Origin of the sequence: Novosphingobium sp. CECT 9465 (genome assembly GCF_920987055.1) — a bacterium.
Lineage (GTDB): Bacteria > Pseudomonadota > Alphaproteobacteria > Sphingomonadales > Sphingomonadaceae > Novosphingobium.
Genome location: NZ_CAKLBX010000001.1, coordinates 308,418 through 326,556 on the forward strand (window position 1 = coordinate 308,418; position 18,139 = coordinate 326,556).

19 protein-coding genes are annotated in these 18,139 nt (G+C 60.5%); 10 read left to right on the forward strand and 9 right to left on the reverse strand.

Features of this window, described 5'->3' with window-relative positions; translation table 11 throughout:
- Positions 1-7 precede the first annotated feature (7 nt).
- The 3 genes from LUA85_RS01480 to LUA85_RS01490 are packed head-to-tail and all read right to left on the reverse strand — an operon-like array spanning position 8 to position 3,080.
- A complete protein-coding gene (locus tag LUA85_RS01480; RefSeq protein ID WP_231466568.1) occupies positions 8-799 on the reverse strand; it encodes a MaoC family dehydratase N-terminal domain-containing protein in 792 nt (263 codons plus the stop codon).
- On the reverse strand, positions 796-1,914 hold the full coding sequence (locus tag LUA85_RS01485; RefSeq protein WP_231466569.1) for a CaiB/BaiF CoA-transferase family protein: 1,119 nt from the start codon (positions 1,912-1,914) through the stop codon (positions 796-798). The genes LUA85_RS01480 and LUA85_RS01485 overlap by 4 nt, the downstream gene beginning before the upstream one ends.
- 2 nt (positions 1,915-1,916) lie before the next feature.
- Positions 1,917-3,080 carry an acyl-CoA dehydrogenase family protein gene (locus LUA85_RS01490; protein WP_231471734.1) on the reverse strand — a complete coding sequence of 388 codons (1,164 nt, stop codon included), beginning with the start codon at positions 3,078-3,080 and terminating at the stop codon, positions 1,917-1,919.
- A 350-nt stretch (positions 3,081-3,430) separates the two neighbouring features.
- Here LUA85_RS01490 and LUA85_RS01495 point away from each other — a divergent pair, with 350 nt between their 5' ends.
- On the forward strand, positions 3,431-4,507 hold the full coding sequence (locus tag LUA85_RS01495) for an LLM class flavin-dependent oxidoreductase (protein ID WP_231466570.1): 1,077 nt from the start codon (positions 3,431-3,433) through the stop codon (positions 4,505-4,507).
- Between the two features lie 64 nt (positions 4,508-4,571).
- Here the strand turns inward: LUA85_RS01495 and LUA85_RS01500 are convergent, their stop codons facing one another.
- Positions 4,572-5,402, reverse strand: a complete 831-nt coding sequence (locus tag LUA85_RS01500) for an SDR family NAD(P)-dependent oxidoreductase (RefSeq protein ID WP_231466571.1) — start codon at positions 5,400-5,402, stop codon at positions 4,572-4,574.
- A 76-nt stretch (positions 5,403-5,478) separates the two neighbouring features.
- On the reverse strand, positions 5,479-6,633 hold the full coding sequence (locus LUA85_RS01505; protein ID WP_231466572.1) for a 12-oxophytodienoate reductase: 1,155 nt from the start codon (positions 6,631-6,633) through the stop codon (positions 5,479-5,481).
- A gap of 227 nt (positions 6,634-6,860) precedes the next feature.
- On the opposite strand from LUA85_RS01505, the gene LUA85_RS01510 reads away from it, so the two are divergent.
- The 4 genes from LUA85_RS01510 to LUA85_RS01525 all read left to right on the forward strand — a co-directional run bounded on the left by LUA85_RS01510 (position 6,861) and on the right by LUA85_RS01525 (position 10,216).
- The gene (locus LUA85_RS01510) at positions 6,861-8,042 is read left to right on the forward strand and encodes an MFS transporter (protein WP_231466573.1); all 1,182 of its coding nucleotides are present in this window, start codon (positions 6,861-6,863) and stop codon (positions 8,040-8,042) included.
- A gap of 48 nt (positions 8,043-8,090) precedes the next feature.
- Positions 8,091-8,810, forward strand: coding sequence for an EthD domain-containing protein (locus tag LUA85_RS01515; protein WP_231466574.1), 720 nt, complete (start codon positions 8,091-8,093; stop codon positions 8,808-8,810).
- A 55-nt stretch (positions 8,811-8,865) separates the two neighbouring features.
- On the forward strand, positions 8,866-9,699 hold the full coding sequence (locus tag LUA85_RS01520) for a GntR family transcriptional regulator (protein ID WP_231466575.1): 834 nt from the start codon (positions 8,866-8,868) through the stop codon (positions 9,697-9,699).
- Between the two features lie 139 nt (positions 9,700-9,838).
- Complete coding sequence (locus LUA85_RS01525) at positions 9,839-10,216, forward strand: VOC family protein (RefSeq protein ID WP_231466576.1); 378 nt, start codon at positions 9,839-9,841, stop codon at positions 10,214-10,216.
- 70 nt (positions 10,217-10,286) lie between these two features.
- Here LUA85_RS01525 and LUA85_RS01530 read toward each other — a convergent pair whose 3' ends face one another.
- The 3 genes from LUA85_RS01530 to LUA85_RS01540 all read right to left on the reverse strand — a co-directional run bounded on the left by LUA85_RS01530 (position 10,287) and on the right by LUA85_RS01540 (position 13,543).
- Positions 10,287-11,867 carry an NAD(P)/FAD-dependent oxidoreductase gene (locus LUA85_RS01530; protein WP_231466577.1) on the reverse strand — a complete coding sequence of 527 codons (1,581 nt, stop codon included), beginning with the start codon at positions 11,865-11,867 and terminating at the stop codon, positions 10,287-10,289.
- Positions 11,868-11,935: 68 nt separating this feature from the next.
- The gene (locus LUA85_RS01535) at positions 11,936-12,751 is read right to left on the reverse strand and encodes an SDR family NAD(P)-dependent oxidoreductase (protein ID WP_231466578.1); all 816 of its coding nucleotides are present in this window, start codon (positions 12,749-12,751) and stop codon (positions 11,936-11,938) included.
- 24 nt (positions 12,752-12,775) lie between these two features.
- Positions 12,776-13,543, reverse strand: coding sequence for an SDR family NAD(P)-dependent oxidoreductase (locus tag LUA85_RS01540; RefSeq protein ID WP_231466579.1), 768 nt, complete (start codon positions 13,541-13,543; stop codon positions 12,776-12,778).
- A gap of 281 nt (positions 13,544-13,824) precedes the next feature.
- Between LUA85_RS01540 and LUA85_RS01545 the strand changes: the two genes are divergently transcribed.
- A complete protein-coding gene (locus tag LUA85_RS01545) occupies positions 13,825-14,658 on the forward strand; it encodes an oxidoreductase (protein WP_231466580.1) in 834 nt (277 codons plus the stop codon).
- A gap of 118 nt (positions 14,659-14,776) precedes the next feature.
- Positions 14,777-15,181, forward strand: a complete 405-nt coding sequence (locus LUA85_RS01550; protein ID WP_231466581.1) for a nuclear transport factor 2 family protein — start codon at positions 14,777-14,779, stop codon at positions 15,179-15,181.
- A gap of 69 nt (positions 15,182-15,250) precedes the next feature.
- On the opposite strand, the gene LUA85_RS01555 is transcribed toward LUA85_RS01550, so the two are convergent.
- Complete coding sequence (locus tag LUA85_RS01555) at positions 15,251-15,835, reverse strand: carboxymuconolactone decarboxylase family protein (RefSeq protein ID WP_231466582.1); 585 nt, start codon at positions 15,833-15,835, stop codon at positions 15,251-15,253.
- 237 nt (positions 15,836-16,072) lie between these two features.
- Here LUA85_RS01555 and LUA85_RS01560 point away from each other — a divergent pair, with 237 nt between their 5' ends.
- The 3 genes from LUA85_RS01560 to LUA85_RS01570 all read left to right on the forward strand — a co-directional run bounded on the left by LUA85_RS01560 (position 16,073) and on the right by LUA85_RS01570 (position 18,135).
- Complete coding sequence (locus LUA85_RS01560; protein ID WP_231466583.1) at positions 16,073-16,573, forward strand: nuclear transport factor 2 family protein; 501 nt, start codon at positions 16,073-16,075, stop codon at positions 16,571-16,573.
- A gap of 140 nt (positions 16,574-16,713) precedes the next feature.
- On the forward strand, positions 16,714-17,286 hold the full coding sequence (locus tag LUA85_RS01565; protein ID WP_231466584.1) for a hypothetical protein: 573 nt from the start codon (positions 16,714-16,716) through the stop codon (positions 17,284-17,286).
- 27 nt (positions 17,287-17,313) lie between these two features.
- Positions 17,314-18,135 carry an SDR family NAD(P)-dependent oxidoreductase gene (locus LUA85_RS01570; RefSeq protein ID WP_231466585.1) on the forward strand — a complete coding sequence of 274 codons (822 nt, stop codon included), beginning with the start codon at positions 17,314-17,316 and terminating at the stop codon, positions 18,133-18,135.
- Positions 18,136-18,139 lie beyond the last annotated feature (4 nt).

An 18,139-nucleotide genomic window follows, 5' to 3' on the forward strand; every position in this document is an offset into this window, starting at 1 on the left:
TGTCCTGTCACAGGTCGATCCGCGCCTGCGTGGCAATCCCGCCCGATGAATCGATCGCAACCAGATCTGCGCCATCGGCATCTTCAGTCAGGCCCAGTGTAAATGTATCGCCATCAAAGATCGGGCGCAGCGCCTTGAACGAAAACGCGCGCACGGCGCATTGGGGCCGGTGCTGCATGAAGTGGTCCATCAGCAAGGTGGCGATATAGGGACCATGGACCACCAGCCCCGGATAACCTTCCTTGGCCTGCGCATATTCGCGGTCATAGTGGATGCGGTGGGCGTTGAAGGTCAGGGCGGAGAACCGGAACAGTTCCACCGGGCCTATGCTCAACCGTCGGGCAACAGCAGGAACATTGGCAACCGTATCGGGCACGGGTGGACGCGCAGGGGTTCCGGCAGCGGCGGCGGCGCGGTAGACGATGCTCTGTTCTTCCTCGATGGCGATCCTGCCATTGACCGAGAGCAGGTGAGACAGCGTGACAAACTTCATCGCGCCGGACTTTCCCGTCTTGTCCACTTCGCTGACCACGGTGGTCTGGCGCTCCACCGTCTCGCCCAGACGGACAGGGCGGAGGAACCTTATGCGGCTTCCGGCCCACATCCGCCGGGGCAGGCCGTCGGCAGGACGGGCCGGGTGGCCATCAGGCCCGATCAGAGATTGGCGGGCGTCGGGCGGGAACAGCAGCCAGTGTGCCAATGGCGGAAACTCGCCCGCGCGCCACGGGGTGACGGTGTGGTCGAGCAATGCCGCCAGAAGCCGTGCGTGGCGGTCCGATGCAATATCGCTGTCGGTCATGCAAACTCCCGGCGTATCGCTTCATCATGCTGGCCAAGGGCAGGGACGGGCAGCGCCGATGGTTCCCTGTCGCTCCACCGGACCGGTGATGCCGGAACCGAAGCAGGCCCGGTCGGCGTCTCGATAACGACGCGGCGCAACTGGCTATGTGCTGAAAGGCCATCCACCCCGTTCAGCCGCGCCCAGGCCGTCCCGGCAGCTTCAAGCCGGGCAACAAGCGTATTGGTGGACAGAGTTGCAAAATGGCGGTTCACCATCTCGTCCAGCTGCGCGCGATGTTCGTACCGCAGGGCATTCGTTGCAAAGTGGGGATGATCGGCAATCGCCGCATCGTTCAGCACCGTCCGGCAGAAATTTGCCCATTCGCGCTGGTTCTGGACCGAAATCACGATCGCGCGTCCATCGCCGGTCATGAATGCGCCGTAAGGCGCGATCGAGGGATGGGCGAGACCGGAGCGCTGCGGGGCTTTGCCTGTATAGTCATAATGCAGCAGCGGCACGGCCATGATGTCGGCGATGCCATCGAACAGCGATACCGCGATGCCCTGTCCCCGGCCGGTACGCTCACGCTCGAACAGGGCCTGAAGAATGGCGGCGTGGGCATTCATGCCGCAGGTGATGTCGGCAATCGACACGCCCACCCGTGCGGGTCCATCAGCAGTGCCGGTAATCGCGGCAAGGCCCGCCTCGCACTGGATCAGGAAATCGTAGGCCTTCATGGCGGCGGCAGGCCCCGCGTCACCATAGCCGCTGATGTCGCAGGTGATCAGGCGGGGGTGTCGCTGGCGCAACTCGTCGGAGCCAAAGCCCGCGCGGGCCGTTGCGCCGGGGGCGAGGTTCTGGACGAACACATCGGCGCGTTCGAGCAGGCGATGCAACAATGCGCTGTCCTGCGGCTGCTTGATATCGATGCGCAAGGATTCCTTGCCGCGGTTGAGCCACACGAAATAGGCGCTTTCGCCATGAACGACGTGGTCGTAGGCGCGGGCGAAATCGCCCTCTGCGCGTTCGAGCTTGATGACCCGCGCACCCCCTTCCGCCAGTCGCATCGTGCATAGCGGTGCTGCCACCGCCTGCTCCAGTGATACGACGGTGATCTCATCCAGCGCCGCCATGGTCAGAACGTCTTCGGCATGCCGAGCACGTGCGTACCCACGTGGCTCAGGATCAGGTTGGTGCTGATTGGCGCGACCTGATAAAGCCGCGTTTCGCGGAACTTGCGCTCGACATCGTATTCTTCGGCAAAGCCGAAGCCGCCGTGCGTCTGGACGCACATGTCGGCGGCATACCAGCTCGCCTCGGATGCCAGCATCTTGGCCATGTTCGCCTCGGTCCCACCGGGCAACCCTTCGTCGAACAGGCGGGCGGCCTTGTCGACCATCTCGGCTGCGGCAGAAAGCTGTACGTGGGCGCGCGCGATGGGGAACTGGATAGCCTGATTGGTGGCAATCGGTTTGCCAAAGACGTTGCGGTCGTTGGCATAAGCGGTTGCCCGGTCGATGAAGAACCGCCCGTCGCCAATGCATTCGGCGGCGATCAGGATGCGCTCGGCGTTCATGCCTGAAAGGATGTACTGGAATCCCTTGCCTTCTTCACCCACCAGATTGGCCACCGGAACCTTGAGGTCGTCGAAGAACAGTTCGGTCGTCGCATGGTTGAGCATCGTGCGGATTGGCCGGATCGTCAGGCCATTGCCCACGGCCTCGCGCATATCGACCAGCAATACCGACATGCCCTGCGATGGCTTGGCGCATTCTTCGCGGCGGGTGGTGCGGCACAGCAGCACCATCAGATCGCTGTGCTCGGCACGGCTGATCCAGATCTTCTGGCCGGATACGATGTAGTGATCGCCGTCACGCCGGGCGAATGTGCGGATGCGCGTGGTGTCGGTGCCTGCGGTCGGTTCGGTAACGCCAAAGGCCTGAAGGCGGATCTCGCCGCTGGCAATCGCAGGCAGGTAAGCGGCTTTTTGCGCTGCACTGCCATGCTTCAGCACGGTGCCCATCGTGTACATCTGCGCATGGCATGCGCCACCGTTGCAACCTGACCGATGAATTTCTTCAAGAATGGCTGTTGCCGCGCCAAGGCCCAGACCGGAGCCACCGAATTCTTCAGGGATCAGGACCGAGAGAAAACCCGCCTGCGTCAGCGTCTGGACAAATTCGGTGGGATAAGTGCGTTCGTGATCAAGCGCTTGCCAATACGTGCCGGGAAATTCGGCGCATAGACGACGCACCGAGTCACGGATTTCAGGATAGGATTGCTCACCAAGTTCAATCATGTCGCGCCCTGTATGCTTGATGCTCATCGCGGCTGTGGCCGCTGCATTGATCGGGAACCACAAGCGACGGACAATTGCCACGGTATTGCCGTCAATGACCGGATAGCGGACCCCCTATCAAACAGGGTTCATGCGGAACACGCATTTGCAGTCATGGGAAAACCCGAAATCCCGTTGCACCGGCAAGGGTCTGGAAGCAGAGCGCGAATGCTCACGCAAATTTTCATTGAAAATCAAAGCATTGTGTAATTATATGCATAATTATGGCATCGTGCATGATGGCAATTGATTTCGTTGCGCCGCGGTGCGATGCAAAGGCAAAGACGCCACGATTCTGCGGGAGAGCATCGATGAAAGTTTCATACCTTTGCATGACGGGTTACGATGGTCCTGCGCCTGGGATCGAGATATGGCCTGCGTCCCCTGAGTTTTGCGAGCCTGCGGTGGCGCAAGGGTCCTATGCGCGGTATCTTGAGATGGCGGAGACGGCCGAGGCGCTGGGTTTTGACTGGGTGAGCGTTTCGGAGCATCATTATGCGCCGTACCAGATGACGCCGAACCCGATGATCATGGCATCGGCGATCATCCAGCGTACCCGCCGTGTGCGTGTCGCCCTGCTGGGTCCGCTGGTGCCGCTGAACAATCCGGTGCGCCTGGCCGAGGAAGTGGCGATGCTCGATGCCTTGAGCGGCGGGCGGCTTGAAGTGCTGTTCCTGCGCGGCACACCCAACGAACACAAGACTTACGATACCCAGGCCGACCAGACCAAGGCGATGACGCAGGAAGGCATCGACCTGATCCTGAAAGCCTGGACCAGCGAGAAGCCGTTTGGGTGGGAAGGCGATCAGTACCAGTTCAACACGATCTCGATCTGGCCGCGCATCACGCAATTGCCGCATCCGCCGGTATTCGGATCGGGCAACAGCGAGGATTCGGTGGTGTTTGCGGCCAGGCGCCGGATCGGCATCGCGTTTTCCTTTGCCGCGCCGGAAACGGTCAAGGGCTGGATCGAACTGTACCGCGCCGAATGCGCCAAGGAGGGCTGGGAGCCGACCCCTGCGCATGTGATTTACCGCGGCATTGCCTATTGCGCCCCCACCGACGAGCAGGCGCAGTCCGACATGATTGCCTATTTCGGGGCGCAGGCCGAAGCACAAGGAACGCTGCAATCGGCAACGCTGGGCGGCCCGCCCGTTCTCGAACTGGTGGCAAAGCCCTATTTCGTGGGCAGCCCCGAAACGCTGATCGAAAAGTTCCGCGTGCTGCACGACATCGGCGTGGGCGTGTGCGATCTGCCGTTCGTGATCGGCACGCCCGACCAGCAGCGCGCATCGCTCGACCTGTTCGGCAGGAAGGTCCTGCCCACCGTGCAAAGCTGGGACATGGCACACTTCCCCCAGATCGCCCAAACCGAACCCGCCGAATAATATCCTGCGCGGCGGACAGGCGATCATGGATAAAGGCGCGGCCACACCAGGCCGCGCCTTTTGCCTATGCGGCGGGTTGGCCCGCTGCCTGCATCGCGGCCATCATTTCGCGAAAATCTGCGAGTGATGGAGCGTGGCTGGCATAGCCGCCGTCAACGTGCAGATTCTGGCCCGTGGTATAGCGCGATTCGTCCGATGCAAGGAACACGGCTGCCTTGGCGCAATCTTCTGGGGTACCGATAAAGGGCGTCAACATGTGGCGCAGCATTACATCGCGCACAGGCGGCGGCATATTGTCTTCGGTTGCCCCCGAAACGATCAGTCCGACCATCAGGACATTCGCCCGGATGCCGAACTTTCCGTACTGGGCCGCAATGTTGTAAGTGAGGTTGTGCACCGCGACTTTGGACGCGCCATAGGCGGTCTGCGCAATATCGCCCTGTAGCGCCTTGGTCGATCCGGTGGTGATGACCGAACCGCCGCCCTGCCCGATCATATGTGGAATCACATGCTTTGCGCAAAGCATCGGTCCTTTGACGTTCACCGCCATTGTGCGGTCCCACAAGTCCCCGTCCATGTGCATCACATCGATATCGCGGGTCATGATATCCGGCCCGGTCATGGCGGCGTTGTTATGCAGCACATCGATCCGGCCATAACTGTCGAGTGTGAACTGGACCATCGCGCGCACCTGTTGCTCGTCCGCGATGTCGGCGGAAAAGGGTTTGGCCTCACCCCCTGCGGCAACGATCCCGGCAGCGACCTTTTCCGAAGACCTGCTCTGGCTGCCGACGATCACCTTGGCGCCCTGCCGCGCATATTCGGCGGCGCAGGCCGCGCCAATGCCCGAACCTGCACCGTTTATGAGGATGACCTTGCCTTCAAGACGATTCACGACACTCTCCCCGAATAGATATGATCTTGTGGTTGATGTTCATGCCATGATCGGCGCGCGATCATTCGAGGCGCAGTTAATCTACGCTGGCCAGGACCCTGGGATGGAATGGCAGAAACGGTTCGCCCGCCTGCACCTTTTCCGCCCATGCCGGATCGGAAATCAGCGAGCGGCCCACGCCGACCAGATCGAATTCGCCCGCCGCGATCCGCGCTTCCACATCGGGCACGTTGTTCACGGCATCGACTTCACCGGCGAAGCTGTTCTTCAATTCGTTCTGCAGGCCGATGCCGCCGACCGCCATCGTTGGCAGACCGGTAAGCTTGCGCGCCCAGCCGGCCAGGGTCAGAGGCGAACCTTCGAACGCAGGGTGATGATAGTAACGGGTGCTGGCATCGAAGATATCGACGCCTGCATCAGCCAGCGCGCCCAGCAGGTCGCCCAGTTCGTCCGGCGTCTGGGCCAGACGTGCGTCATAATCCTGGGTCTTCCATTGTGAAAAACGGAACATGATCGGCAGATCGCCCACTTCGGCGCGGATCGCTTTCACCACTTCGGCGCCGAAGCGCGCGCGTTCTTTCAGTGTGCGGCCGCCCCAGCGGTCTTCGCGGCGATTGGTTTCGTGCCAGAAGAACGAATCGGGCAGATAGCCATGCGCACCGTGGATGGCGATGCCATCGAAGCCGACATCGCGGGCATTGGCGGCGCTGCGTGCGAACGCGGCGATGACGTCGACGATCTCTTCATCGGTCATCGGCGTGGTCGGGGGCAGCATCTGGTCAAGATAGGGTTGGGGTGCGGTGGTGTAGCCACCCTGTGGTCCCCAAAGACCCGATGGGCGCGACGACATGTATTCAGGGTGCGGCCCGGTGTTATGGGTGCGGATCACGCCCTGATGCCACAATTGTGGAAAGATCACGCCACCGGCCTGATGCACACCCTCAACGATTTCCCGCCAGCGCGCCAGCGCCGCATCGCCATGCAGTTCGGGCATGTTGCCTTCGCCCAGCGAACCCACGCCAAGCGCGGTGGGATGATCGATGCCGATGCCTTCGCTGACGATCAGCCCGACGCCGTGTTCGGCCCGGCGGCGGTAATAGGCCGCCATCGGTTCTGAAGGAATGCCGCCAGGCGATGCCGTGCGCGTCATTGGTGCCATGACGATACGATTGCGCAAGCTGACATTGCGCACGGTCAACGGACGAAAGATCGGTCGTTCCTGAATAGTCATCTCTGGCCTGTCATTGTTGGCACCCCGATAGGCAGGAAGTGCAAAAAACCTTCCTTTCCTTGTCCAGACAGGCGTGACCAGGCACCTGTCACAAGGCAGGACGCAACGGTCCGGCAAGTTCAACGTCCGGTCCATATCAGGCGATAGGCGCGAGCCATCTTCCGCAGTGTAGGCGTTGGTTCAACGGCAGTCGCCACAAGATATGCCGTATCGCGGGAGTAGCTTGAGTGGATATCACGCAGAACAGCGAAAACGGAACCGGGATGCCCGGTGCGATCGGCCTGTGGGCGCTTCTGCTCAGTTCGTTGTTTCCGATGCTGGGGTTGTTTGCGCTTGGCCCCGCGTTGCCCGCAGTGGCTGCTGCCTTTCCGGGCGATCCCAACGCCGAAGTCATGGCGCAACTTATCGGCGGTGCCAGTGGTATCTCGTTTGCGCTCAGTTCGCCGATCATCGGCGGGATGATCGAACGTTGGGGATACAAGCGGATATACATAGCATCGCTGGTTGCGTTCGCGATCTTCGGGACCCTTCCCGTATTGCTCAACAGCCTGCCACTGATCCTGTTGACGCGGGTGATCATGGGCATGTGTGTTGCAGGAACGATGACGGCGGGCCTTGCAGGCCTTGCCACGCTTCCTGCGCACGTGCGCCCCGGTCTTTATGGTCGCAACGCCATGATGTCGAGCGTGGGGGCCGTCGTGATCTTTCCGGCAGTAGGGGCCATATCGACTTACGGTTGGCGCTTGCCGTTTCTGATCCACCTTATTGCGCTTGCGGCGGTGCCGATGGCGATGACATTGCCCACCCGGTCAATCCCCACCAGCCACTCGCGCACAGAAACCGGCGGGCGCGGGCTGGGCGTATCGCCAGTGCTGCTTGTGCTGGCGGGCTTCATCGGGCTTGTCATGTATGTCGGTCCCATGTTCTCGCCGTTCTACCTTCACACCATCGACGTGACGGACCCGCGCCTTGCTGCCCTGCCATTAAGCGGCATGTCCATCGGCGCGATGACGATGACAGGCAATTACGGACGGCTTCATGCCAGGCTGGGCGCGCACAAGCTGTTTGCGCTGACGCTGGTATTGTCTGGAATCGGCTTGCTGATCGCAGGTTTTGCGCCGAACCTGCCGGTGTTCATGGTGGGAATGTTCTGCGTTTCGTGCGGGATTGCGCTGTTTGCGCCCAACGTCAATTCGCACATCGCGGCCACATCCGCCAATCCGGCGCGCGGCATAGGCTGGGCGATGTCCGCCATGTTCGCTGTCCAGGTGGCGTTCCCCTTTCTCGCGCGTGCGATTTCACAGGCGGCGGGACCGGCCGGGGTATTCATCGCCTTCGGCATTTGTGCGCTGGTGCCCGGCCTCGCAACGGTAGCGATGAACCGACGCCGGGCGCACCGGCTTGCCTGACGGCATGGGTCTGAACAGGATTGAAAATAAAGAAAAGGGACACAGACGATGTGGCGGATCACGGCTTTCCTGAAACGGCACCCCGGCCTGACGCGCAAGGAATTCATCCTGCAGGCAGAAGCGCTGATGACCCGGATCGCCGATCATCGGGGCGCCCCCGTGCGCGTCATCCTCAACCTTCCGATGGACCCGCTGCCCGTGGAACTGGCAACCATGTTCGGCGACAGGTTCGATGCCGTGGTCGAGCTGTGGTTTGCCGATGCGCCATCGGCAAATGCCGCGCTTGCACAATTGGCCGCAGACGAGGCCATCGGCGCATTGGCCGCTTCGGCAATTGACCAAGGTGGCAGCCACGCATGGCTGGCCGAAGTGGTCCCCCAGATACCGCCGCCGCCGGCGTTCCTGAAGTTCGTGGTTGCAGGCCAGATGGCCGATAACTTTACCTTGGCCGAAGCGCAGGAATACTGGCGGACAGAGCATCCGCGCCTGTTCCTGACGGTCACCGATTTTGTTCCCTATATCGTTGGCTACACCCAGATGCATGGCCGCAATGAATTGGCGCCGGGCGCCATCGATTGGCTGGCTGCTCACGATTTCTATCCGATGTGCGCCGAAATGGGGCTGCGCAGCGTGGAGGATGTCGTCACGGCTTATTCGATGCCCAGCTATCTTGCGATTATCCGGCCGGACGAGGAATACTTCAGCAAGCCCGGCGAGATGCTTTCGTTTGCTTCTGACCGCGCATTGGCATGGGATCAGGGCGGGTGAAGGTCGTCCGTCCTTGATCCACCCGGCAATTGACAAGGCCGGTCGGGATACTGCTATGATCATTTCCGATGAATCAGCAGAATGCAGCCAGCCTTGTAACGCGCCCATCACACATGGCGATGAGCGATCTGGCGTGAGCGTAATGGCGGGCGCGGCAACAGTCCAATCCGGTGCCGCCGGACTGAACGAGGACGATGACCAGAGCATTACGCACCGGGCTTACGTGCAGATCCGTGCAGGGCTGATTTCCTGTCGGCTCAAACCGGGATCGCGGTTGAAAATCGCGCAGTTGCAACGCGATCTCGATATCAGCCAGGCAGCGGCTCGCGAAGGACTGTCGCGGCTTGCCGCCGAAGGCCTTGTCACGATTGAGCGCAACAGCGGATTTCGGGCCGTACCGCTTTCGGTTGATGGCTATCGTGAACTTGCCGATGCTTGTCTGACCATCGAACTCCCCTTGCTGCGTTCATCTATTGCACGCAGCGATTTTGCATGGGAAGGTGCGCTGCTTTCAGCCTATCACATCTCATCGCGCGTGTTGGCGCAAGTGGGTGACGACGAGATCAGCATGGACGCTTACGTGCGCCATCGCGAGGATTTCCACCGGATACTGTTCGCCAAATGCGGAAACCAGTGGCTGCTGCGCGCATGGTCGCAACTTTATGCCCAGCAGATGCGATACCGCCATACTTTCCGCGAACTGGCACGGTATGAACGTGGCTTGCCTGAAGACTACCGCAAGTTTCTCGACGCGGTGATCGAGCATCGTGCCGAAGATGCCGAAAAGCTGTGGCGCGAAAATCACGACAAGGTCGTCGCCTTTATCGAAGCGAACCTCAAGCATCCCTTGCCCGATGCGGGAAAATCGCGGCGGAAGCCCAAACAGTAGTCTCTCCTTTCGTCCGGCAGGATACCGCACCCGGCCATTCACGCGATAGCATGGGGCAAGAGCCTGTCAGGCCGGATGACCACTTTTGCGGCCAGAATGTCCGGCTCGGATTTCGGATCTGTCTCACGGGAGAAAATCAATGGTAGCTTATGCAACCGTCGGCACGAACGATGCCGCCAGCGCGCTGGAATTCTATGACGCCCTGCTAAGCCCGTTTGGCATGGCACGTTATTTCGATCATCCGCGCGGCGGCGCGATCTATGGCAAGGACGGCAAGACCACCTTTGGCGTACTGGCCCCCTTCGATGGCGCACTGGCGACCGTCGGCAATGGTTCGATGACGGGATTTGCGCTGGAAAGTCGCGCCGAAGTCGATGCCTTCCATGCCAAGGCGCTGGAACTGGGCGGTTCGTGCGAGGGCGAGCCGGGTCTGCGCGGGCCAGAGGAAATGGGCATGTACTTCACGTATGTGCGTGACCGCGAAGGCAACAAGCTTTGCGCGTTCAAGGTCGGCTGAAACCGGCCCGATCATTTGCAATCGCCGCCGCACCCTGCGGCGGCGATGCTTCACCGGGGCAACATGCCGGTCAGCTGGTAACGCTGTCGAAATCCAGCCCCAGATCTTCGAAGATAACTTGCGCCGCATTTCGACCAGGCCCGCCGGTCACGCCGCCGCCGGGGTGGGTGGACCCTGCCGTCATGTACAATCCTTCGATCGGCATGCGATACTGGCCCCATCCGGGCACGGGGCGGTTCCCGCCCAACTGCCAGCTGTAAAAGGCAAGATGCTGAATATCGCCGTTCACCAGGCTGGTGTTGTAGCGCGTAATATCGAGCGGCGTCATGAAGTGCTTGCCGAGAATATTCTCGTCAGTCACGTTAGGCGCGATGGTGCGCAGCCTCTCGATGAAGCGATTGGCCCATTCCTCGCCGATTTCATCCCACTTTTCGCGCCCGCCATCCTTGAGATCGAGCGGGGCGAAAGCATAGATGTGCAACTGTGCCTTGCCTTCGGGTACGCGCGTGGCATCGGCGCGGAACTGCTGGACATAAATGGCGAAATCGTCGCGCGGAATACCTCGCTTCAGCTCCTGAAACCCCTGCGCAAACTCGTCGACATCGGCATGGCCGGTTTCGACCCAGTAGAAATCGTCGATTTCCTGTCCGACGAAATGCGCTGGCTCCTTTAGGGCGAGATGGACGGTCATCGGCTGCAACGATGCATATTTGAGCACATCCACGCGATGAACGAAGCCCGGTGGCAGCTCCGCACCTTCCACCATGTGCGGAAACACCTGCGCCACATGCAGCCCGGCAACCACCGCCTTGCCTGCACGAATTTCCTCGCCGGAATCGAGCACCACCCCGCGCGCGGTTTGGCCTTCCAGCAGGATGCGATCGACCTGGGCGTTCAGCCGGATCTGGCCGCCGTGATCCTCGAAGCAGCGCACCAGAGCGTCAGCCAGCACACCCGATCCGCCCACCGCGATGCCAAGGCCGAATTTGTAGGTATAGGGCAGGATGAGATAGAAGCCGAAGCCGGTGCCGTAATCGAACGGGTCGAGCATCGTTTCCGATGCATAGCGCGCAAGCGCAATGCGGATCTTGGGGTGCTCGATCCATTCGCAGATCAGATCCCATGCGCTGATCGCCTGCAACCGCATCAGTTCCTGCCCTTCGGGCGAGGCATTCATCATCATCGCCTGCGCGCCCGGATCGGGCGGTACGCTGAACATGCCCATGACCAGCAGGTCGAGCGTCTTGTCGACCGTTTCCACGAACCGCCGATAGTTGCCGGCATCCTTCGGACTGATCCTGGCGATGGACTGGGCGGTGCGCTCCATGTCGCTCCAGAATTCCAGCACGGTGCCATCATCGAACAGCAGTGCCGAGATGCGTTCGGGATGATTGTATTGCAGCCCGTATTTGGAAAGCAGCTGAAGTTCGTCATTGCGGATCAGCGGATTGCCCTGGATCAGCGAATGGCTGACCGAACATACGTCCTGCTTGAAGCCCGGCCCGGTCAGTTCCCGTGTTGCCACGCTGCCTCCGGCCCGGTCCGAACGCTCGACGATCAGCGTTTTTACGCCTGCCTTTGCCAGATAGCAGCCCACGATCAGCGCGTTGTGGCCGGCGCCTGCGATGACCACGTCATAATTGCCAGACATTTCTTTCTGCCTTTCTGTCTTGATCCTTCAGGCGCGGCGCACGTTTTCATGCACCGCGCCATGTGCATTCAGAAAGTGTCTACCGGCGGCAGTTCGGGGGCTTCGATTTCGCGCATGTCTGCCATCTGTGGCTGATGGGCGGCGTGGCCACCATCGACCGAATAGGCCTGTCCGGTGATGTATTCGGATTCATCTGCCGCAAGAAACGCGGCCATCGCAGCAATGTCTGCCGGAATGCCGATCCGTGAGGTCAGCGATTGGCGCTTGATACGCTTCACGAGGTCTGGATACGCGGCAAGGCTGTCGTTGATGATCGGCCCCGGCAGAATGGCGTTGCAGCGGATGCCCTGCCGCCCATGTTGCGCGGCGACATATTTGGTCAGGCCGATCACTGCGGCTTTCGAGGTGCCATAGGCGATGCGGACGTTATCGCCCATCAGGCCCGAATCCGATGCCGTGTTGATGATCGAACCACCGCCGGCGGCGATCATGTGCGGGATGGCATATTTGCACCCCAGCATCACCCCCCGCACATTGACGTTCATGACCAGATCCCAGATTTCCAGCGGGATATCGACGGCGGTGCGATCCTGCAGGTTCACTTCCTTCGAAGTGGCCGCTGCATTGTTGAACAGGATGTCGATCTTGCCAAAGCGCGCAATCACTTCTGCGACGCCGGCTTCGATGGACGAAGGATCGCCGCAATCGAAATGCAGTCCGATGGACCCGCCGCCAATGCGTTGGGCGGTATCCTTTGCCCGATCTTCGAAAAGATCGGCGACAACGACGGTCGCGCCTTCGCTGACGAACCGCTCTGCGGTTGCCGAACCAAGGCCGCCGGCACCACCCGTTATAACCGCGATTTTTCCTTCAAGCCTGCGCATATGCATTCTCCCGTTTTGTTGCTTTCAGCGTGCCGTATCGATGATGAACCCGCCGTCCGGCGTCAGGCTGTATCCGGTCATGAAGCGCGCATCGGCACTTGCGAGGAACAGCGCCACCGGCGCGATGTCGAGATCAGGGGAACCCAGCCGCGCAATGGGGGAGTTGGGCACCCATGTCGGTGTACCGGCGTCGTCCGCCGTGGTCGCATCGAACGAATCGGTCTGTGCAATCGGCAGGATGTTGTTCACGGTGATGGCATCTGCGCCCCATTCGCGCGCCGCCACCCGGCTCAGTGCGCGGATCGCTTCCTTGGCCATGGCATAGGGCGCAAAACCCGCGGCGCCGATCACGCCCACCGACGATGCGAAGTTGATGACCCGGCCCGCGCCGCTACGCTTCAGATAGGGATAGGCAGCCTGCATCGTGCGCAGGCAGGCGATTGGCCCGGTCTGGAACTGCTGCATCAATTGTTCAACCGACAGATCGTTGACCGATGATTGCACCGTAGACAGGTCGAACGCGTTGTTGACCAGAATATCCAGTCCGCCGAATGCCTCAGCCGTGGCGGCAATGGCCGCGGTTATGTCGTCTTCGCGAGACACGTCACAGGCAACGCCAATCGCGTTGCCGCCGGTCGCCGTGATTTCGGCCACCACTTTGTCCACATTCGCGCTGGTGCGTGATGTGACGACAACGCGCGCGCCTTCGGCTGCAAACAGCCGGGCAATGGCACGGCCAATGCCGCGGCCCGCGCCGGTGACAAACGCTGTTTTCCCGTCCAGACGATTCATGGGCCTCTCCATCGGGCCTTCGCGGCCTTTTGCGCATCTTGTCGTCAGGCAGCGCTCACTGTTCCTATCCGCCGGAGGGGTGGAACTTGCTGAACTGGTCTGACGACCCCGCCGGACGGCGCGTCAAACGAATTGCGCTGTCAGAGTCTGTCCGGGGCGGTCTTCACAATTCCAACCTGTCATCGGGCAGGGCCTGCCACGGGAGGGCAGGCTAAAGTGTGCATGGAGCGATACCGATCCGAAGATCGGGCGCTGGTTGTGGTTGAGGATCGGAGCTTTCGATGAGTGCAGGTCTGCAAAAGCGCTGGTTCATTACCGGAATTTCAACCGGGTTTGGCCGGGAACTGGCCCGCGCGGTCGCGCAATCGGGCGAAAAGGTATTGGGCACGGTGCGCAAGGCTGCGCAAATTGCCGAACTGGCCGCCGAGGGCATCGACGCCATCGTCATGGATGTGAACGATCAGGTGGCGGTCGATGAAGGAGTGCGCGCTGCAACCGAACGGCTCGGCGGAATAGACGTGCTGGTCAACAACGCTGGTTTCGGCATGGTCGGTGCCATCGAAGCGCTATCACTGGACGAAGTGCGCGCGGTGATGGAAACCAATTTCTTTGGCGTCCTGCGCGTCACACAGGCGCTGATCCCGGCAATGCGCGCCAGCGGCGGCACAATCGTGATGATTTCGTCCATGGCCGGCCAGATCGGCTTTGCCGGGGCGGGAGCCTACTGCGCCTCGAAGTTCGCGCTTGAAGGCTTGTCGGATGCGCTGGGGGAGGAACTGGCACCATTCGGCGTGAATGTCCTGATCGTTGAACCGGGTGCCTTCCGCACAGATTTTGCCGGGCGTTCCATGCTGGCGGCCGAAGGGTCCGTCGATGCCTACGCCGGAATGCAGGCTGGCGAGGCCAAGCATCGGGCCGCGTCGTACAGCGGGTCAGAGCCGGGAGATCCTGTGAAAGGCGCGCAGGCGATCGTCGACATCATCCGTGCAGGCAACATGCCACGTCGCCTGGCCCTGGGCGAAGACGCGGTCAACGGCATCCTGCATAAACTGGCCAATGTGAAGAATGACGTGGAAACGTGGCGCCAAGCCTCGCTCGGTACGGCATTCGCATGATGTTTCCCGTGCAATGGGAAACATTCCCGAATGCGCGCCGAATGCGTGATGGCGTTCCGGGAGAACCGCCTTCGGCGAAAACGTGTTTCAGGCATTTATCATCACAGGAATCCGAACCATGACCGATATCGCAACCAAGCCGGATTCGATCATTGCCGTTGAACGGTGGAACACGTTCTGGGGCGCGCGGGACCTTGAAGGCATGAAGACCGTCGCTGCTGACGATTTCATCCAGTGGCATGCGACCGTGCGCAAAAACCTGACCAAGGATGAAGAGTTCGACATGCTGGTCGAGGCGCTCAAGGTCATGCAGATCACGTTCAAGAACATCTGCCTGACGCCGATGAACAATGATACGGTACTGCAACAATGCGTTGCCGATATTGCCATCGAAGGCGCAGGGACGCGCAACGATGTGCCTTTCGCCATGGTGTTTCACACGCGCGGGCAGAAAATCACGAAGTGCGAGGAATATATGGACGGCATGTCATTGCCGCCCATAGAATTCACACCGCAGGATTGATGACGCGACAAGCACCTGAGATGGTTCCGTTTGTGGCCGCGCAGAGTTTCGCTCCACGCGGCCAGCGTGTCATTCGGCGGCAGCCATGACCGGCTGTTCGCTCAACTGATCGTTGCGCAGCGCGGCCAGCGTTTCCGCACTTGGCGGCACAACACAGACGCTGCCGATGCCAAGCGCCTTGAGCACGCGGCCGGTGCCGACCCAGCAGCCAAGCATCAGGTTCGTGTCGCCAATTTCTTCTTCGGTGAACAGGGCGTGCATGCGCTCCCACAGCACATCATCGCCATTGATGCTTTCAATGTCGCGTTCAAAACGGTCGGCATATTCGATCAACAGCTTCTCCCGATCGGTAAAGCCTTCCCAATCGTAGTTGCAATCGATGGCATTCTGATAGAATTCTTCGGGAATCTCGCCACCGTCAAAACCCGGCCAATCGCGCCACAGCCGCATGCCCGCGCAGATCGGGCAGTTCGTGCGGGCAGCACCCATGATCCGCATGCCTTCGCGTTCGCGTGCGGTCAGGGTCGTCTCAGGTGCGTCATAGATTGTGCGGAACATGCGTTGGCGTGTGTCGAGCAGCTTTTCAGTGCCAACGTGGTTGAGAATGTGGACCAGCGGTTCGCGGTCTGCGGGAATGTCTACTCTGTACGGCATTGTCCTCTCCTGCATTATTTCGTCAGGGAATTATCCGACAATGCGCAGTGCATAGTTTGCAGTTTCAATCCACATCTGTCTTTGGATAGGGTTGTAAAATCAGGGGGGGGTCATGGCCTTGCAAAGGCGTGTCCGGGAACGGCATAATCCCTGCTTGGCAGATCTTCTGGTAACCGCCGCGATTCTATGCATCATAATGCACGATTCAGATGAAATCGTCATAATGGGAGAGAGAAAATGGCCGACGGGCAGGCAGGGCTGGCACTTGAAGATGATTCAGGTTTCACCATCGGCAGTTTCATCAGGGCGGTGTACGAACAGGTTCCGGCTACGATTACCCGCGAACAGGTGCTTGCGACCCTGATTGCGCTTCAGGATACATATGACACGCCCAATATTGCCAAACGGCTGACGTTGCTGGCCGAGGATTGCGTGATCGAAGACCCCGCGGGATTGCCACGCGGCGGTGGCCGGGCCGGAATGGAAGCCTTCTATCGCAGCACTTTTGACAACGGCGTGAGGATCAACCGCAGCCCGCGCGAACGCATCATCGTGGGCAATGAAGCGATCGAGCATTCCGCGATGACTCTGGAAAAGGACGGGCTGGAGCCGCACGACCTGGCGCACGTGGTCCACTATAGGTTTGATGATGACGCGCGGATCAAGACAATGCGCGTGTTCTTCGATCTCAAGAGCATATTCCGCCAGCCTGATGTGAAAGCGGACGGCGGCTGGTAATGCGCTGCGCTCGCTGTTGTTTCATGCATGATCTGGCGCAAATCGCGATGAGCGCCTGCCCGCTGGTAGGATCGTAGCATGCCGAGGTGAAGCAAAGACGGCGCTCATGCCGCACAACGATGCAGCAGGGAGAACCGAGGATGCTCACCCTTTCAACCGCGCGCCAAAGTCTTGCCCGGCTCGATGCGCGGATCGCCGCCGAATCCGATGCCACGCGCCGGGGCTGGCTGACGGTTCATCGCAATCATTGGTGGGGGGAAGTCATCAACGATGTCGACATGGTGATGGAAACGATGTCGCACGGCCCGATTTCCTACAGTTTCGACGGACACCCCTTCATGACGCCGGAAGGCGGCATGGCCACTATCGTCGATCGCGCCGGAACCCGCGCAATGTATGAAGGCGTGGTTGCGCTGGGCGTTCGCATGGCGGGGCCGTTCGATGAAGAACGCGTCGCCTTCGATGAGAACGGACTTATCGTTCGCGCCGTTCTCAGCGCGATCTATCCCGGCGCTTTCATGACCAGGCATAGCGAACCTGTTGATCCAGATGAGTTCTATCTGGCGCGCTGGCCCAATATCACGATGATGCGCTTCGATGCAGACGGACTCATGATGGGCGAAGACATCATCAACGGCGCGCCGCTTCTTGTGCAGCAGGTAGACCGCAGCAAAGTCGACATGCTGGTGGACGGTCCGCTCGAATTGGCCTGATGCCGAATTATCTTGAAGGAATATTCGATGAGACGACTGGAAGGCAAAGTGGCCGTCATCAGCGGCACGGCCGGCGGGATCGGCGCTGCAACAGCGCGGCGGCTTGCATCCGAAGGGGCGAAAGTGGTGCTGGCCGACATCAATGTCGAAGGCGCGGAAAAAACGGCTCAAGGCATCCGTGACGCCGGTGGCGAAGCGATGGTGCAGTACCTCGATCTTGCCGAAGAAAGCAGCATCACGGCGCTGATTGCGGCGACGATTGCCAGGTATGGCCAGATCGACGTGCTGTTCAACAACGCTGCCGACACCCGTTATGAAACCATGCTGCACGATGCGTCGGTCGAATTCATGGACCCTGACCTGTGGGACAGCGTGTTCCGCATCAACACGCGCGGCACCATGCTGATGATCAAGCATACGCTGCCACACATGATCCGGCAGGGCGGGGGTTCGATCATCAATACCAGTTCGGGCGCGTCGCTGCGCGCCGATCTTTTCCGCGTAGCCTATGCTGCGTCCAAGGCCGCGATCAACGTGCTGACCGAATACGTTGCGGCGCAGTACGGCAAGAAAGGCATTCGCTGCAATGTCGTCTCGCCCGGTCTGGTGGTGACGGAAAACACCGAGATGAATCAGGGCCACAATCTGGACCTGTACCTTGCCCATCACCTGACCCCGCGTTTGGGACGGCCAGACGATCTTGCCGCGATGGTTGCCTTGCTGGCATCGGACGATGGCAAGTTCATAACCGCGCAGATCATCCCGGTGGATGGCGGAATTTCCACCCATTTCCCGCATGTCGCAGAAACCCGTGGCGGCGTTGACGCCTACAAACCGGCCAAGAACTGAGGAG

Coding starts and splice junctions, on each gene's coding strand:
- LUA85_RS01480 (WP_231466568.1), bottom strand. CDS start 799: ATGACCGACAGCGATATTGCATCGGACCGCCACGCACGGCTTCTGGCG.
- LUA85_RS01485 (WP_231466569.1), bottom strand. CDS start 1,914: ATGGCGGCGCTGGATGAGATCACCGTCGTATCACTGGAGCAGGCGGTG.
- LUA85_RS01490 (WP_231471734.1), bottom strand. CDS start 3,080: ATGATTGAACTTGGTGAGCAATCCTATCCTGAAATCCGTGACTCGGTG.
- LUA85_RS01495 (WP_231466570.1), top strand. CDS start 3,431: ATGAAAGTTTCATACCTTTGCATGACGGGTTACGATGGTCCTGCGCCT.
- LUA85_RS01505 (WP_231466572.1), bottom strand. CDS start 6,633: ATGACTATTCAGGAACGACCGATCTTTCGTCCGTTGACCGTGCGCAAT.
- LUA85_RS01515 (WP_231466574.1), top strand. CDS start 8,091: ATGTGGCGGATCACGGCTTTCCTGAAACGGCACCCCGGCCTGACGCGC.
- LUA85_RS01520 (WP_231466575.1), top strand. CDS start 8,866: ATGATCATTTCCGATGAATCAGCAGAATGCAGCCAGCCTTGTAACGCG.
- LUA85_RS01525 (WP_231466576.1), top strand. CDS start 9,839: ATGGTAGCTTATGCAACCGTCGGCACGAACGATGCCGCCAGCGCGCTG.
- LUA85_RS01530 (WP_231466577.1), bottom strand. CDS start 11,867: ATGTCTGGCAATTATGACGTGGTCATCGCAGGCGCCGGCCACAACGCG.
- LUA85_RS01535 (WP_231466578.1), bottom strand. CDS start 12,751: ATGCGCAGGCTTGAAGGAAAAATCGCGGTTATAACGGGTGGTGCCGGC.
- LUA85_RS01540 (WP_231466579.1), bottom strand. CDS start 13,543: ATGAATCGTCTGGACGGGAAAACAGCGTTTGTCACCGGCGCGGGCCGC.
- LUA85_RS01545 (WP_231466580.1), top strand. CDS start 13,825: ATGAGTGCAGGTCTGCAAAAGCGCTGGTTCATTACCGGAATTTCAACC.
- LUA85_RS01550 (WP_231466581.1), top strand. CDS start 14,777: ATGACCGATATCGCAACCAAGCCGGATTCGATCATTGCCGTTGAACGG.
- LUA85_RS01555 (WP_231466582.1), bottom strand. CDS start 15,835: ATGCCGTACAGAGTAGACATTCCCGCAGACCGCGAACCGCTGGTCCAC.
- LUA85_RS01560 (WP_231466583.1), top strand. CDS start 16,073: ATGGCCGACGGGCAGGCAGGGCTGGCACTTGAAGATGATTCAGGTTTC.
- LUA85_RS01565 (WP_231466584.1), top strand. CDS start 16,714: ATGCTCACCCTTTCAACCGCGCGCCAAAGTCTTGCCCGGCTCGATGCG.
- LUA85_RS01570 (WP_231466585.1), top strand. CDS start 17,314: ATGAGACGACTGGAAGGCAAAGTGGCCGTCATCAGCGGCACGGCCGGC.